11 protein-coding genes are annotated in these 14,041 nt (G+C 70.6%); 3 read left to right on the forward strand and 8 right to left on the reverse strand.

Annotated elements, in window-relative coordinates:
• The first annotated feature begins 68 nt into the window (after window positions 1-68).
• A complete protein-coding gene (locus ACH4FX_RS14885; protein WP_398478805.1) occupies window positions 69-452 on the forward strand; it encodes a hypothetical protein in 384 nt (127 codons plus the stop codon).
• Window positions 453-661: 209 nt separating this feature from the next.
• Here the strand turns inward: ACH4FX_RS14885 and ACH4FX_RS14890 are convergent, their stop codons facing one another.
• From ACH4FX_RS14890 to glnA, 3 genes are all read right to left on the reverse strand, one after another.
• Entirely contained in the window at window positions 662-1,000 is a 339-nt protein-coding gene (locus tag ACH4FX_RS14890) for a hypothetical protein (RefSeq protein WP_398478807.1), read from the reverse strand.
• A gap of 97 nt (window positions 1,001-1,097) precedes the next feature.
• Complete coding sequence (locus ACH4FX_RS14895; protein ID WP_398479009.1) at window positions 1,098-3,497, reverse strand: germacradienol/geosmin synthase; 2,400 nt, start codon at window positions 3,495-3,497, stop codon at window positions 1,098-1,100.
• 1,196 nt (window positions 3,498-4,693) lie between these two features.
• Complete coding sequence (glnA, locus tag ACH4FX_RS14900) at window positions 4,694-6,103, reverse strand: type I glutamate--ammonia ligase (protein ID WP_398478809.1); 1,410 nt, start codon at window positions 6,101-6,103, stop codon at window positions 4,694-4,696.
• Window positions 6,104-6,557: 454 nt separating this feature from the next.
• On the opposite strand from glnA, the gene ACH4FX_RS14905 reads away from it, so the two are divergent.
• Entirely contained in the window at window positions 6,558-7,025 is a 468-nt protein-coding gene (locus ACH4FX_RS14905; RefSeq protein ID WP_398478811.1) for an RDD family protein, read from the forward strand.
• Between the two features lie 359 nt (window positions 7,026-7,384).
• Here ACH4FX_RS14905 and ACH4FX_RS14910 read toward each other — a convergent pair whose 3' ends face one another.
• The 4 genes from ACH4FX_RS14910 to lipB all read right to left on the reverse strand — a co-directional run bounded on the left by ACH4FX_RS14910 (window position 7,385) and on the right by lipB (window position 10,517).
• Entirely contained in the window at window positions 7,385-8,098 is a 714-nt protein-coding gene (locus ACH4FX_RS14910; RefSeq protein ID WP_398478813.1) for a DUF4191 domain-containing protein, read from the reverse strand.
• Window positions 8,099-8,108: 10 nt separating this feature from the next.
• Window positions 8,109-8,327 (reverse strand): hypothetical protein, encoded by a 219-nt coding sequence (locus tag ACH4FX_RS14915; RefSeq protein ID WP_398478815.1) that lies wholly within the window; start codon window positions 8,325-8,327, stop codon window positions 8,109-8,111.
• A gap of 217 nt (window positions 8,328-8,544) precedes the next feature.
• A complete protein-coding gene (gene lipA / locus ACH4FX_RS14920; protein WP_398478817.1) occupies window positions 8,545-9,495 on the reverse strand; it encodes a lipoyl synthase in 951 nt (316 codons plus the stop codon).
• Between the two features lie 206 nt (window positions 9,496-9,701).
• Window positions 9,702-10,517 carry a lipoyl(octanoyl) transferase LipB gene (gene lipB / locus ACH4FX_RS14925; RefSeq protein ID WP_398478819.1) on the reverse strand — a complete coding sequence of 272 codons (816 nt, stop codon included), beginning with the start codon at window positions 10,515-10,517 and terminating at the stop codon, window positions 9,702-9,704.
• Window positions 10,518-10,877: 360 nt separating this feature from the next.
• On the opposite strand from lipB, the gene ACH4FX_RS14930 reads away from it, so the two are divergent.
• Window positions 10,878-12,437: a regulator gene (locus ACH4FX_RS14930; RefSeq protein WP_398478821.1), complete on the forward strand. Its 1,560-nt coding sequence runs from the start codon at window positions 10,878-10,880 to the stop codon at window positions 12,435-12,437.
• 154 nt (window positions 12,438-12,591) lie between these two features.
• Here the strand turns inward: ACH4FX_RS14930 and ACH4FX_RS14935 are convergent, their stop codons facing one another.
• Window positions 12,592-13,818, reverse strand: coding sequence for an FAD-dependent oxidoreductase (locus ACH4FX_RS14935; RefSeq protein ID WP_398478823.1), 1,227 nt, complete (start codon window positions 13,816-13,818; stop codon window positions 12,592-12,594).
• Between the last annotated feature and the right edge of the window lie 223 nt (window positions 13,819-14,041).

The following is a 14,041-nucleotide window of genomic DNA, read 5'->3' on the forward strand; positions in this document are numbered from 1 at the left end:
CCCACTAAAATCGGAGGCAGAAAGGAAGCAGTCCGGGACTGCTTCCGCGCCGACCCAGGAGGTTGCCGATGGCCGTAGCCGCACCGTCCACGAACCCCACCGCTGCGAAGCACACCACCTACGGGAAGACCACCTACGGACAGCCCTCGGACGGTAAACGCTCGGACGGAAAGCGCTCGTACGGGAAGACCACCGCGCGCCGGGCCGTCCGCCGCACGCCGATGGGCAAGAAGCCGCTGCCCGCCGGTCTCCCGCGCGAGTGGTACGAAGCCCACAACCGCCGTCTGAAGGCCATGCGCCTGGCGATAGCCCTGCTCGACGGTGGTGTCTACACCCCGGAGCGGGCCCGCAACCGCACCATACGCACCACCGCGGCCCGTATCGGAGTGCACCCGCCCTCCAACACCACCTGCCGCCTGGTCCGTTCCCTCATCACTGAGAACGCCCGCTGAACCGGCAGGCGCCGCGCCGCCGCCTGCGCGCGAATACGAGCGACGACTCCAACCGACCCTGACCTGACCACCTGACGACCGGGCCCCGCCACCGTCCTCGATGCGGCCGGCCGGCCCCGGCGGCCCCTCCCGGCCCTGACCCAGGAGGGGCCACACGTCATGCCCGCGGACGCGAGACCCTCACCTTCGCTGCGTGCCCCTCACTCCGTTCAGTCCGTGAGCGTCACACACGGCAGTCCCACGCTCGCACCCCCGCGGAACCCTTCCGCGCACAGCCGCGTCCCGGCCGGGAAGTGCCGCTGCGGATATGCCTGATCGCGATAGGTACGGAACGCGGCGACATCCTCGACCTTGGTGTTCGCACCCCAGCCGTTCGTGGTCCAGACGCGGGCGGAGATCCGGTGCGGCTGATTGGTGTTGACGACCGACACCTCCACCCGGCCGAGGTACGTGCCGGTGTCGTACGTCTCGATGCAAACGGAGTGGTTGCACCATTTCCCGGCCGCCACCGCGGGCGGCCCCGCGGCCAGCACACCCCCGAGAGCCAACGCGACCGCCCCGACCCCCGAAACAGCCCTTCGCATCAACCGCATCCGCACCACACCCTTCATCCCATTGCCCTGAACTGTCACTGCCGGCTCGCCCTCACCGCGACCGTCGAGCCACTCCAGCGGTACGCGACGTCTCCGAGGCCCCCGACGTCCGTACCGTTCTCGACGCTCCCGCCGTCCCCGGCACGACCCGAGCCGCCGAAGTCCCCAGCCCGGTGGGCCCACCACTCCACCGGCCAAGCCCCGCAGAGTTCGCAGAACCCGCAGAGGTCACAGACTTCGCAGAGACCGCAGTCCCCACACCGGCCCCGGATGCCACCGGCGCACCCGCGACCCCCTTATGACGCCGCAGGTCCTCCTCGCGGTACCGCCGGCACCCCCGGTGCCAGGTGAGAATCCCGGCCATCCAGTTCTCCAGCTCCTTCACATACCCGTCCAGCAGCGCCCGCGCCTCTTCCGACAGGTCGAAGTCGTCGTACAGCACCGGCAGCTCATTCGCCGCCACGTGCTGGAACTCCCGCATACGCGACGTCATGAGATCGTGGACGATGGCCAGTGCCGTCGGGTAATCGCAGTCGAAGAAGTTCTGCACGACCAGGACCCCGTTGTGCACCTCCCCCTCGTACTCGATCTCCTTCTGGTACGAGAACACGTCGTTCAGCAGCGTCGCGTAGTCGACAGCGGCGTTCTCCAGCGAACGCATCGGACCACTGCGGTAGATCTCCTCCGGAACCCGTCGCCCATGCCCGATACGGCTCAGGCTCATCGTCATGTCGGAGCCGAACGTCGCCCGCCGCATCTCGATGTAATCCACCGGGTCGGGAATGTGGTGCAGCGCCTGGTTCTCCAGCTCCCAGATCCACCCGGCCGTCATCACCTCGACGCTGTCCCGGAACATCTGCCGCGCCGCGGCATCCATCGACTGCGTCGTACGGCCCCAGAGATCCGCCAGCCCGCGCTCGATCGCATTCGCCGGCTCCGGTGCAGTTTCACCGTCCTCCACCGGCATGAACAGCGAAAGCCGTGCATTGCACGCCTTCGCCCCGGCCAGGTCCCGTACCGCCCCGAACACCGCGGGATAGTAGTCGTCCCCGTACGTACCCCAGGTGAGCCACTGCGACCCCAGATCCAGTTCCTCCGGCGTCGCCTCGGGATGCAGTCCGGCAGCACACAGCGGAAAGTCGTAATCCGCCACCTTTTCGGCACTCCAGATGTCCGACAGCGGCACCCCTGCCTGCGGTCGCAACATCCCCATCCGCCGCGCCCACTCCACCGCGTTCACCCGGGCCCCGTCCAGATGCGGACTGAGCGTCGTCGGGAACGGCATGGAGAAGTCCGGCAGTTGCGAAGGCCCGACCTTCTGAAACGGCACATGCGTGAAGTTCCGCATCCGCTTGGCGCCGGTGACCGCGACGGCCCGCCGTGCATCGAAGCCCGAAGTCCCCAGCCCTCCGAACACAAACGGCGACCAGGTTTCCGCCGTCCCCGCCGCCTTTCCGGCCCCGCCCCCGTTCATGTACCGGCTCGACCGCATGTGCCACTCGTGCCCACCCGACTGCCAGTCCTGCAGCCCCTTGGCATAAGCCAGTACATCCGCGCACTCCTGCGGACTGAGCCCCTTCTCCGCGAACAGCACCGGCAGCTCTGTCACCACCGTGTTCTCGAACTGCTGCACCCGCGAGGTGATCAGATCGTTGACGGCATCCGCCGCCTCCTGAGTCGAACACCCCAGGAAGTTCTCCAGCACCAGCACTCCATTACTGAGTTCCCCCTCATCCTCAGTCTCCCGCTGGTACGAGAACAGGTCGTTCCGCAGGTGCACCCCGTCCGCGAATGTGTCCCTGAGCACCCGCAACGGCCGCGACCCGGCCACCGCCGCCGGCACCTCGGCCCCCGCCGCGAACTCCACCAGCCCCGCCGACCAGGGCGCGCCCCCCACTTTCCGCCGCATCTCGATGTACTCGACGGGGTTGGGCAACCGCCCCGCGTTGATGTTCGACAGCTCCCACAGCGACTCGTTCAGCAGGTGCTCCGTATTCTCCCGGAACCGCGCCCGCCACCCTTCCGACATCGAAGGCACCGTACGCGCCCACAGATCCGCGAGCCCCGCCTCCACCGGGTTGGTGGCCGCCGGCACCGGCGTATCCAGATCCATCGGCATGAACAACGGCAGCCGGTCCAGGTAGGCCTTCCCGCCGACCCGGTCCTGCGTCCGCTTGAACGCCTCCAGGAAATGATCGTCGAAGAAGAACACCCACACATACCAGTCCGTCACCAGCGACAGCACGTCCGCCGAACAGTCCGGATGCGTATACGCGCACAACAACGCGTAATCGTGCGCATCCAGATCCCCCTCCTCCCAAATCCCCGACCCCTCCAACATCCCCATCCCCCGAGCCCACTCCTTGGAATGCTCCCGAGCCTCCTCCACATGCCCATTCAACCGCGCCGGATAAGGCAAATAAAACCCCGGCAATTCAAACGGCTGCCCCACCACGACCCACCCCTTCCTCGTCCGTCTCTCCACTCCACGGGACGAGCCCCCCCGCCACGCAAGCAAGCCGGCCATCACCAACTCCCCACGCCACCCGCCCAGCGGCCACAGCACTACCCACCCCACCCACCACTTACCCACCGTCTTGACAGACCGTAAGTACGTATGATTCGGGAGACACCTCACTTCCCGGCATCGACCCCACAGAGACCCGAAAGCCGCAGCACACGCAACCACCACCCCTGAATCGCACGAACTTACGACCACCGTCGACGCCAGCCACCCGAAGCTGCCCCCGGAGGAGCGTCGGAACAGGTGATGTTCCTCGACTGGTGCGCTGCAGCAGGAGATCAGCGGGAGCTTCGATCCGCGCTCACGAAGTATGTCTTTGCTGAGTAGAGTGGGTGAATTTCTTCGCCTCTGGCGATGAATGTTATGGAAAGCTATGCCCGTCGATGTGTGGCCATGTCTGGACCCGCTGGGCCGCGCACGAGCCCGTCTGTCGCCTGGATAGGCAAGGGCATGTGCATCTGGCTGAATTGCCGCGAACGCGCCCACGATTCGGTCACCGTTGTCCGGACCGATCGTTTTACTGAATGTACCGAACACGGCCATACGGCCCAATTATGCGCTGCAGTGCGGCAGCGTGAAGGCCAGGGCCGACAACATCCTCACTGAGCGGAGTTCACCGCCTCCGGCGGGCTTGCCCCTGACCGGTGCTTGCGGGTACCCCGACGGCCTCGTCCCCGCCGCTTGTTGCTCTGGGCCTGGCCGCCGCTCTCGCCTACTGCCCTACAGCCCGCTCCTGACGCATCGACCGCCGCGAAACACCGCCCGCGAACGTAGATGGCTCAGCGATGCGAAGAACACGCCTGCAACGTATACACAGACGACACCCGTGTTCGAAGCGAGACGGAAGTCGCCTGCGAAGGTAAGTACGCAACTGCACTGGCCGAGACAATCACCGCTCGCGCCGCACTGCCTGGCTTCGCCTTCCGTCACCAGCTGACCCGAGCTGAGATTCCTGTAACAAGGGCTATCGCTGAGAGGACGGCGGGCACAACGGGGGAGCGATGGCCGCAGCCGGAGCGCAACCACTGAAAAACAGCCGACGGCCGTGCCTTCCGATGGGGAAGAGCACGGCCGGCGGACAGTTGGCCCAGGAGAGCGAGAGTTGGCTCTGATCTGCGGCGATCTTAGATGTCGAAGTACAGCTCGAACTCGTGCGGGTGAGGGCGGAGCTGGATGGGGGCGATTTCGGCGGTGCGCTTGTAGTCGATCCAGGTTTCGATGAGGTCGGAGGTGAAGACGCCGCCCTGCTGGAGGTACTCGTTGTCGGCTTCCAGGGCGTCGAGGACGGCCGGGAGGGAGGTGGGGACCTGGGCGACGTTGGCGTGTTCCTCGGGGGCCAGCTCGTAGAGGTCCTTGTCGATCGGCTCGGCGGGCTCGATCTTGTTCTTGACGCCGTCCAGGCCCGCGAGGAGGAGGGCGGAGAAGGCCAGGTACGGGTTGGAGGACGGGTCCGGGGCGCGGAACTCGACGCGCTTGGCCTTCGGGTTGGAGCCGGTGATCGGGATGCGCATCGCGGCGGAGCGGTTGCGCTGCGAGTAGACCAGGTTGACCGGGGCCTCGAAGCCGGGGACCAGGCGGTGGTAGGAGTTCACCGTCGGGTTGGTGAAGGCGAGCAGCGACGGGGCGTGCTTGAGGATGCCGCCGATGTAGTAGCGGGCGGTGTCCGAGAGGCCCGCGTAGCCCTGCTCGTCGTAGAAGAGGGGCTCGCCGCCGGCCCACAGGGACTGGTGGACGTGCATGCCGGAGCCGTTGTCGCCGAAGATCGGCTTGGGCATGAAGGTGGCGGTCTTGCCGTTGCGCCAGGCGACGTTCTTGACGATGTACTTGAACAGCATCAGGTCGTCGGCGGCGGCCAGGAGGGTGTTGAACTTGTAGTTGATCTCGGCCTGGCCGGCGGTGCCGACCTCGTGGTGCTGGCGCTCGACCTTCAGGCCGGCGCGGTCGAGCTCCAGGGAGATCTCGGCGCGCAGATCGGCGAAGTGGTCGACCGGGGGAGCCGGGAAGTAACCGCCCTTGTAGCGGACCTTGTAGCCGCGGTTGTTGACCTCGGAACCGGTGTTCCAGGCGCCGGCCTCGGAGTCGATCTCGTACACCGAGCGGTTGGCGGAGGTCTCGAAGCGGACCGAGTCGAACACGTAGAACTCGGCCTCCGGGCCGAAGAACGCGGTGTCGGCGATGCCGGTGGAGGCCAGGTACGCCTCGGCCTTCTTCGCCACGTTGCGCGGGTCACGGCTGTACTGCTCGCCGGTGATCGGGTCGTGGATGAAGAAGTTGACGTTGAGGGTCTTGTCGCGGCGGAACGGGTCCACGCGGGCGGTGGAGAGGTCGGCGCGCAGGGCCATGTCGGACTCGTGGATGGCCTGGAAGCCGCGGATCGAGGAGCCGTCGAAGGCCAGCTCCTCGGCCGGGTCGAACGCCTCCGCCGGCACGGTGAAGTGCTGCATCACACCGGGCAGGTCGCAGAACCGGACGTCGACGAACTTGACGTCCTCGTCCGCGATGAACTTCTTGGCCTCGTCGGCGTTCTGGAACATCCAACTCCTCCTAGCCCGGTCACCGACGATCGGCGTACACGGGGTTGCTACTCGGAGCGCGTCATGTGCGGTGGCGCGCTTGCCCGACCATAGGCAGGCGGGATTTCCCAAGCATGACCCATTTGTTTCGCCGAGGTTAACCGCCGCGCGGCCTATTTCGGGGGGTGATGTACGGGGGAAGGGGCGGTGGAATTGATCATTCCGGGGGAGTGGGGCGGGGCCGGGCCGAGGCCGTGGCGGGGCCGCGGCGGGGCCGTGGCGGGCCCACGGCGAGATCGGGGCACCCCGGGGCGGTGTCGGGGCAGGGCTCGGGGGCGGGCTGCGCCCGTACGGTCGTAGCCCGGACGGGACCGGTGCGCGGCGGTCCCGGCGCGGCGGCCCCTGCGCGGCCCCGGCGGCTCCCGGCCGTGCCCCGCGAAGGGGGGAACGTATGCGGTCGCAGTACCGTGGACGGGTGGACAACAGGCAAGCAATCGGATCGTGGATCTCCGGGCCCCGTGCGGCAGCCGAGGACATGGGCGTCGAGTTCGGCTACCGCGGGCAGCAGCTCGGGCTGCCCGAGGAAGGGCCGGGCTCGGTCGCGCGCCCGGGCCGGCGCTTCGCCGCCCTCTTCATCGACTGGGCGCTGTGCATGCTCATCGCGTACGGGCTGCTCAGCGACGGCCGGGCGAACGCGACGAGCAACTGGGCGCTGGCCGTCTTCGCGGTGCTGAGCGTGCTCACGGTCGGCACGGTGGGCTTCACGCCGGGCAAGCGGCTGCTGGGCCTGCGGGTCGTCGCCGAGGGCGGTGGCCGGCTGTCGCTGCCGCGCGTCGTCCTGCGTACGGTCGCGCTGATCGTGGTCATCCCGGCGGTGATCTGGGACCGCGACGGCCGCGGCCTCCACGACCGCCTCGCCCGCGCCGTGCAGGTGCGGATCTGAGCTGTCGGGACTCCGTAGGAGACCGGGCGGGGGCGGATGCCCCGGGACTCCGCAGGAGTCTCGATGGATGCGGTCCATGCGGCCGGTACGTTCCGGCGGGCCGTACGCTCCGGCCGGGCGCCTGAGGTGAGGCGCGCGCGGATTTCGTATACGTACGGAGCGACGGCGTGCGTACGGACACCGGCCCGTACGGATGCCCGGACGCCGCCCCGCACGCACGCGGGACGCCGAGCCCCGGTCAGCACCGGTTCGCCCCCGGCCACCCCACAAACCCCGAGGGGCCCGGGACCACAAAGGTCCCGGGCCCCTCGGCCGTTCCGGTGAGGTGAGCCGTGCTCCGCGGTGTCCGCGGGCGCGGCTCAGCGCATCTTGCCGCCGCCGCCCTTCGGCATGCGCATGCCCTTGGGCATCGGCCCCTTCGGGACCGGCATGTTGCTCATCAGGTCGCCGAGAGCGCGCAGCCGGTCGTTGACGGCCGTCACCTGGGGGCCGGGCAGCGTGCGCGGCAGCTTGAGCAGGGTGGTGCGGATCTTCTTCAGCGGGACCTCGCCCTCGCCGTCGCCGACCACGAAGTCGTGGACCGGGGCGTCCGCGACGATCCGGGCCATCCGCTTCTTCTCGGCGGCCAGCAGGCCGCGTACGCGGTTCGGGTTGCCCTCGCCGACGAGGACGATCCCCGCCTTGCCGACGGCGCGGTGCACGACGTCCTGCTGGCGGTTCATCGCGACCGCCGGGGTGACGGTCCAGCCGCGGCCCACGTTGTCCAGTACGGCCGCCGCCGCGCCGGGCTGGCCCTCCATCTGACCGAAGGCGGCCCGCTCGGCGCGCCGGCCGAAGATGATCGCCATCGCGAGGAAGGCCAGGACGAAGCCCAGGATGCCCAGGTAGACGGGGTGGCCGATCAGGAAGCCGAGGACGAGGAGAACGCCGAAAACGACGATGCCCACGCCGGCGACGACAAGACCGACCTTCGGGTCGACCCGACGGGTCATCTTGTAGGTCTGGGCGATCTGCTTCAGTCGCCCGGGGTTCGCAGCGCCCTCAGCGCTGTCTGCTTTTGCCTTCCTCGCCATGGGGCGCAGTTTACGTGGCGTTCGGACCCTCGGTCGCCGCGGCCTCCAGTACGTGCTGGGCCTCCCGCCGGTCCCTGGCGCGGCGGCGGTCCTCCAGCACCGAGGTCCACGCGTTCCGGCGGGCGGTGCGCTGGCCGCCGCGCATCAGCACGGACTCCACGGCGCGCAGGGCGTCGGTGACCGACGGGATGGGGAGAGCGGCGGTGGCGCGAGCGGGCGCGGCCTGCATGACGGGTTCCCCTTCTGGAGGAATGGTGGATGCGGTGCGTGAAACCATCGTCACGGATCGGTGTTACCAACTGATGACCCGGCGGTCAAACACCGATGAAACCTTGACGCGGCCCGCACCGCCCCTGCCTGGGGTGGTGCGGGCCGCGTCGTCGCAGCATGTGCCGGGTCTCACATTCCGACCCAAGGGTCAGCAGTGCCCCATACAGGTCATCGGGTCAGACGGCCCGGGCCGACTCCTCGACCTGGCGGCGCTCGATCGCCTGCTGGTAGAGGCGGCCGGCGCGGTAGGAGGAGCGGACCAGCGGGCCGGACATGACACCGGCGTAGCCGATCTCCTCGGCCTCCTCCTTCAGCTCCACGAACTCGGCGGGCTTGACCCAGCGCTCGATGGGGTGGTGCCGCACCGACGGGCGCAGGTACTGCGTGATCGTGATCAGCTCGCAGCCCGCGTCGTGCAGGTCCTGGAGGGCCTGGCTGATCTCCGCGCGCTCCTCGCCCATGCCCAGGATGAGGTTGGACTTGGTGACCAGGCCGGCCTCGCGGGCCTTGGTGATGACTTCGAGGGAGCGCTCGTAGCGGAAGCCGGGGCGGATGCGCTTGAAGATGCGCGGCACCGTCTCGACGTTGTGCGCGAGCACCTCGGGGCGCGAGGAGAAGACCTCGGCGAGTTGCTCGGGGACCGCGTTGAAGTCGGGGATGAGCAGCTCGACGCCGGTGCCGGGCATCGCTGCGTGGATCTGGCGGACGGTTTCCGCGTACAGCCACGCGCCGCCGTCCTCCAGGTCGTCACGGGCGACGCCGGTGATCGTGGCGTACTTCAGCTCCATGGTCCGGACGGATTCGGCCACCCGGCGCGGCTCGTCGCGGTCCAGTTCCTGCGGCTTGCCCGTGTCGATCTGGCAGAAGTCGCAGCGCCGGGTGCACTGGTCGCCACCGATCAGGAAGGTCGCCTCGCGGTCCTCCCAGCATTCGTAGATGTTGGGACAGCCCGCCTCCTGGCAGACCGTGTGCAGGCCCTCCTTCTTGACCAGGCCCTGCAGGTGGTTGTACTCGGGGCCCATTTTCGCCCGGGTCTTGATCCACTCGGGCTTGCGCTCGATGGGGGTCTGGCTGTTCCGGACCTCCAGGCGCAGCATCTTGCGTCCGTCGGGTGCGACAGCGGACACGTCCGGCTCCCTACGACTTCGTTTCTTCGGCGTACACCAGGGTACGCCCGTCAATTCGCACGTCTTTACGTGCAGGCCAACCCCGTATGGCAGGGGGGCATTCCTCGCGGTCGGTTCCGGCCGGTCCGGAGGCGGCGCGGCCGGTCCGCGGACCGGTCCGGGCCGTCCGGGGAACGGCCGGTTCAGGCGTCCGGTCCCTGGCCGGTTCAGACCGCCCGGGGGAGCAGCACGGCGTTCTCCAGCACGTCGCGCAGGTGCTCCTGGACGACGGGCAGGACGTCGGCGATGGTGATGTCCCGGCCGAGTTCGCCCGCCAGGGAGGTCACCCCGGCGTCCCGGATGCCGCAGGGGACGATCTTGTCGAACGAGGTGTTGTCCGGGTTCACGTTGAGCGAGAAGCCGTGCATCGTGACGCCCTTGGCGACGCGGATGCCGATCGCGGCCAGTTTGCGGTCCTCGCGGCGCTGGCCGGCGTTGGACGGGGCGTACTCCGGGCCGTTCAGCCGCGGGTCGAACTCCTCGTCGGCCGTCCGCGGATCGAAGTCGAGGGACAGGCCGCCCAGCGACGGGCGGTCGGCGACCGGGTCGCCCAGCACCCAGACGCCGCTGCGGCCCTCGATCCGGGTGGTCTCCAGGCCGAACGCGGCGCAGGTGCGGATGAGGGCCTCTTCGAGACGCCGTACGTGGGCGACGACGTCGACCGGGCGCGGGAGCTTCTGGATCGGGTAGCCGACCAGCTGCCCGGGGCCGTGCCAGGTGATCTTCCCGCCGCGGTCGACGTCGATCACCGGGGTGCCGTCCAGGGGGCGCTCGCTGTCCTCCGTACGCCGGCCCGCCGTGTAGACGGGCAGGTGCTCCAGCAGCAGGCAGGTGTCCGGGACCTCGTCGGCGAACCGGGCGGCGTGCACCCTGCGCTGTTCCTGCCACGCCTCCTCGTAGTCGACGGCGTCGGCGCCGAAGCCCAGCTGGACAAAGCGCAGCCCCTCGGGTGCGGGGGTGTCCCCCCGAGAGATCGCAGTCACGGCAGCTCCTCTTCGAACTTTGTTGCGTTCTTTGCGCCCACGCCAACTGTACGGCGGGGGCGGACGGGGCCCGCAGGCGCCCGGTGCGGGGGCCCGGCGCGCGGGCGCGCGGCCGTGCCCCGGGAGCCCCGGGGACGCTCCGGGGGCCGCCCGTACGGGGCCGGGCGGAGGCTGCCCGCGGAGGCGTGGAGGACAGTACGAGCCCTGCTCACACGATCGGATGAACGCGTGGCGAAGGCGGCGAGAAAGCCGTCCGCGGCCGTTACATTCACGCCGTTCCACGAGGGCAGGGAGCAGCGCCGGTCAGGGTCCGCCGAACCCGGGCAGCTCGGCCCGGAAGGCAGGAGACCGGTAAAGCTGATGACGGACCGACCCCCACAGCGCACGCCCAACCGACAGCTCGCCGCACTCATCGCGGAGGCGGGATTTTCCAATGCCGGGCTGGCCCGCCGGGTCGACCAGCTCGGCCTGGAGCACGGGCTCGACCTCCGGTACGACAAGACGTCGGTCACGCGCTGGCTGCGCGGACAGCAGCCCAGAGGCACCACCCCCGCCCTGATCGCCGAGGTCTTCACGCGCAGACTGGGGCGCCGGCTGTCGGCGCAGGACCTCGGCCTGGACGCCTGTGCGCCGGTGTACGCCGGGCTGGAGTTCGCGGCCACGCCGAGCGAGGCGGTGGACATCGTCAGCGGGCTGTGGCGCAAGGACTCCGGCAGCCACGCGGAGCTGCGGAAGATCGCCTTCACCCCGGCCGGGCTGGTGGTGCCCAGCCGGGACTGGCTGATCGGCCGGGCCGACGAGCGGGTCGCGCACGGTGACGCGGCGGAGCCCGCCGGCCGGCTGCCCGCGCCGGGCCGGATGCAGGTGTCGGTGCCCCGGCAGCGGCAGCTGGACCGCCCGGGCAATGAGCGTCCTGGGCACGAACGGCCCGGTCACGAGCGTCCCGGCCACGCCGAGCGGGCGGGGCGCACGGAGCGCCCCGAGCGCGCGGAACGCGCCGACCGGGCGCACGCCTACCGGGTGTCCGCCGGGGACATCAAGGCGCTGCGGTCGGTCGGCGAGCTGTTCCGGGCGCTGGACCACGCGTACGGCGGCGGGCACGCGCGCCAGGCCCTGGTCCGTTACCTGGAGCACGAGGTCGAGCCGATGCTGCGCGGCACGTACGGCGAGGCGGCCGGGCGGCGGCTGTTCGCGGCCGCCGCCGACCTGACGCGGCTGGCCGGCTGGACGTCGTACGACATCGCCGCGCACGGCCTGGCCCAGCGCTACTTCGTCCAGGCGCTGCGGCTGGCGCAGGCGGCCGGGGACCGCGCGTACGGCGCGTACGTCCTGGTGACGATGAGCCGGCAGGCCGTCTACCTGGGGCACGGGCGGGAGGCCGTCCAGTTGGCGCGGGTCGCCCAGCAGGGAGTCGGCAGCAACGCGCCGCCCGTCGTACAGGCCCTGCTGCACTCGGCGGAGGCGCGCGGGCACGGCGTACTGACCGAGGTACGGGCGTGCACGGCCTCGCTCGCGCGGGCGGAGCGGGCGCTGGAGACGGCGCGGCCCGGTGACGACACGCCCTACTGGGCGCGCTTCTTCGACGAGGCGCAGCTCGCCGACGAGCTGGCGCACTGCCACCGCGACCTCCAGCAGTTCCGGGCGGCGGCGCAGCACGCGGAGCGCTCGCTGCAACTGCGCGGCGCCGGGTTCGCGCGCAGCCGCCTGTTCTGCCGGGTGGTGCTGGCGACGGCGCGGCTCGGCCTGGGCGAGCTGGAGCAGGCGTGCGCGCTGGGCGCGGAGGCGGCGCTCCAGGCGTCCGAGATGCGGTCCGTACGGGCGCATGAGTACGTCCGCGAGTTCGAGCGCCGGCTGGAGCCGTACCGGGACGCGGCGGCGGTGCGGGGGTACCGGGACCGGGTGGCGGCGATGAAGGCCTGACGGGCGGGCGCCCGGGTGCGGGCACGGCTTCCGGCCCGAGCACGGGCGCGGGTGTGGGCCTGGGCGCGGGTGCGGGCAGGCGGGGCGGGGAGCGCGGATGCGCGGCCCCGCCCCGTTGTGCGCCGGGTCGTGCCCGGTTCCGCCCGGTCGGGGGTCAGGCCGCGGCGGAGAGTTCGCAGGGTTCGCGGAACGGGGGCAGCCGCAGGTCGTCGAGGGCGGCACGGGCGGCGCGGCGGCCGGAGCGCAGGGCGCCCTGGACGGTGCCGGTGTCCCGGTGGTCGCCGCACACGTACAGCCCGGCCAGCAGCCGGACGGACCGCTGCGGATCGTCCGGTACGGGCATGGCCGGAACCGCTTCCGGGTCGTGGTGGACGGCCAGCAGCTCCCAGGCGTCGGTGGACGTGCCGTAGATCCGGTCGAGTTGGGGGCGGACGGTCTTGTCCAGGGCGCGGGTGGGCAGGGTGGCCGGGGAGCCCAGCACGGTCGTGGTGACCAGGGCACGGCCCGCCGGGGCGCGGGAGGGATCGGCCTCGCTGGCGACGTAGGTGTGCGCGACCGGGCCTTCGGCCGGCAGGAAGAGCACGGGCTCGCGGGCCGGGGGACTGTCAGTGGTGTGGTGCACGATGGTCACCGGGTGGAAATCGGGGACCCGCAGCCCCGGGAGCAGCCCTGCCGCATCGCGCGCGCCGGTGGCCACGAGCGCGGAGCGGCAGGGGAATTGCCCGTGGGCGGCGGTGCCGACGCTGGTGGTCGAGACGGACACGGCGCGTACGGAGGTGCGTACGGTGCCCGGGGGGAGGGAGGCGGCGAGGAGTTCGGGCAGGGCCGAGGCCCCGCCGGTGGGCAGGCACAGCCGGCCGCGGGCGAAGGCACGCAGGGCCTGGGCGGCGCTGCGGCTGGAGCCGGTGAGCCCGGGGTCGCACAGGAGGGTGGACAGGAGGGGGCGGAGGAACCCGTCGGGGATGTACGGCGGGAAGGCCGGACGGGCCGCCAGTGCCTGTCCAATGGAACGGTCGGCGCGTCGCTCGGCGCGCGAAAGGGCGCGCGCGGCCGAAAGTGCGCCCCTTGTGCTCCGGGGGGCACCCACACGCTGGGCCCGCTGGCCGTTGTGGAGGCACAGACCGGGAGCGAAGTGACGCAGGGACAGGCCATTGAGGCCGGGGGTGGTGCGCAGTTCGGGGTACGAGGTGACGAGTAGTTGGCCGGTGCGGTCCAGCCGGAAGCCGTCCAGATGTTCGGTGGTGGTCCGGCCGCCGACGTACGGGGCGGCCTCCAGCACGGTGACCGTGGCTCCCGCGCTGGTCAGGTGGTGGGCGGCGGCGAGACCGGCGAGGCCGGCCCCGACGATGACGACGTCCACGGTCGATGCGGTGCGCAGCACGTGCCCTCCCGAGGTCGGTCCCGGTGCCGGCGCTAAGGGGCTCCTGCCCCGTACCGGCGCGCGGGATGCCGAGTTCGTGAGGTTGGAACCTTAAGAACGGGGGTGCGGCCGGAGGGATCGCGCGTAGACCGCGCACGGGTGCACGGTGCGGCACGCAGTGCCGCGGACCGCCGTCCGTGGGGGGCGCGGAGCCGTGGTCGCCCACGGCGGTGGGTGAGGTGGC

This window comes from Streptomyces sp. NPDC018019, from assembly GCF_044327805.1.
Taxonomy (GTDB): Bacteria; Actinomycetota; Actinomycetes; order Streptomycetales; family Streptomycetaceae; genus Streptomyces.

Bases quoted from the DNA above. Each gene is read 5' to 3' on its own strand.
- ACH4FX_RS14885 (WP_398478805.1), top strand. From the start codon at position 69: ATGGCCGTAGCCGCACCGTCCACGAACCCCACCGCTGCGAAGCACACC.
- glnA (WP_398478809.1), bottom strand. From the start codon at position 6,103: ATGTTCCAGAACGCCGACGAGGCCAAGAAGTTCATCGCGGACGAGGAC.
- ACH4FX_RS14910 (WP_398478813.1), bottom strand. From the start codon at position 8,098: ATGGCGAGGAAGGCAAAAGCAGACAGCGCTGAGGGCGCTGCGAACCCC.
- ACH4FX_RS14915 (WP_398478815.1), bottom strand. From the start codon at position 8,327: ATGCAGGCCGCGCCCGCTCGCGCCACCGCCGCTCTCCCCATCCCGTCG.
- ACH4FX_RS14930 (WP_398478821.1), top strand. From the start codon at position 10,878: ATGACGGACCGACCCCCACAGCGCACGCCCAACCGACAGCTCGCCGCA.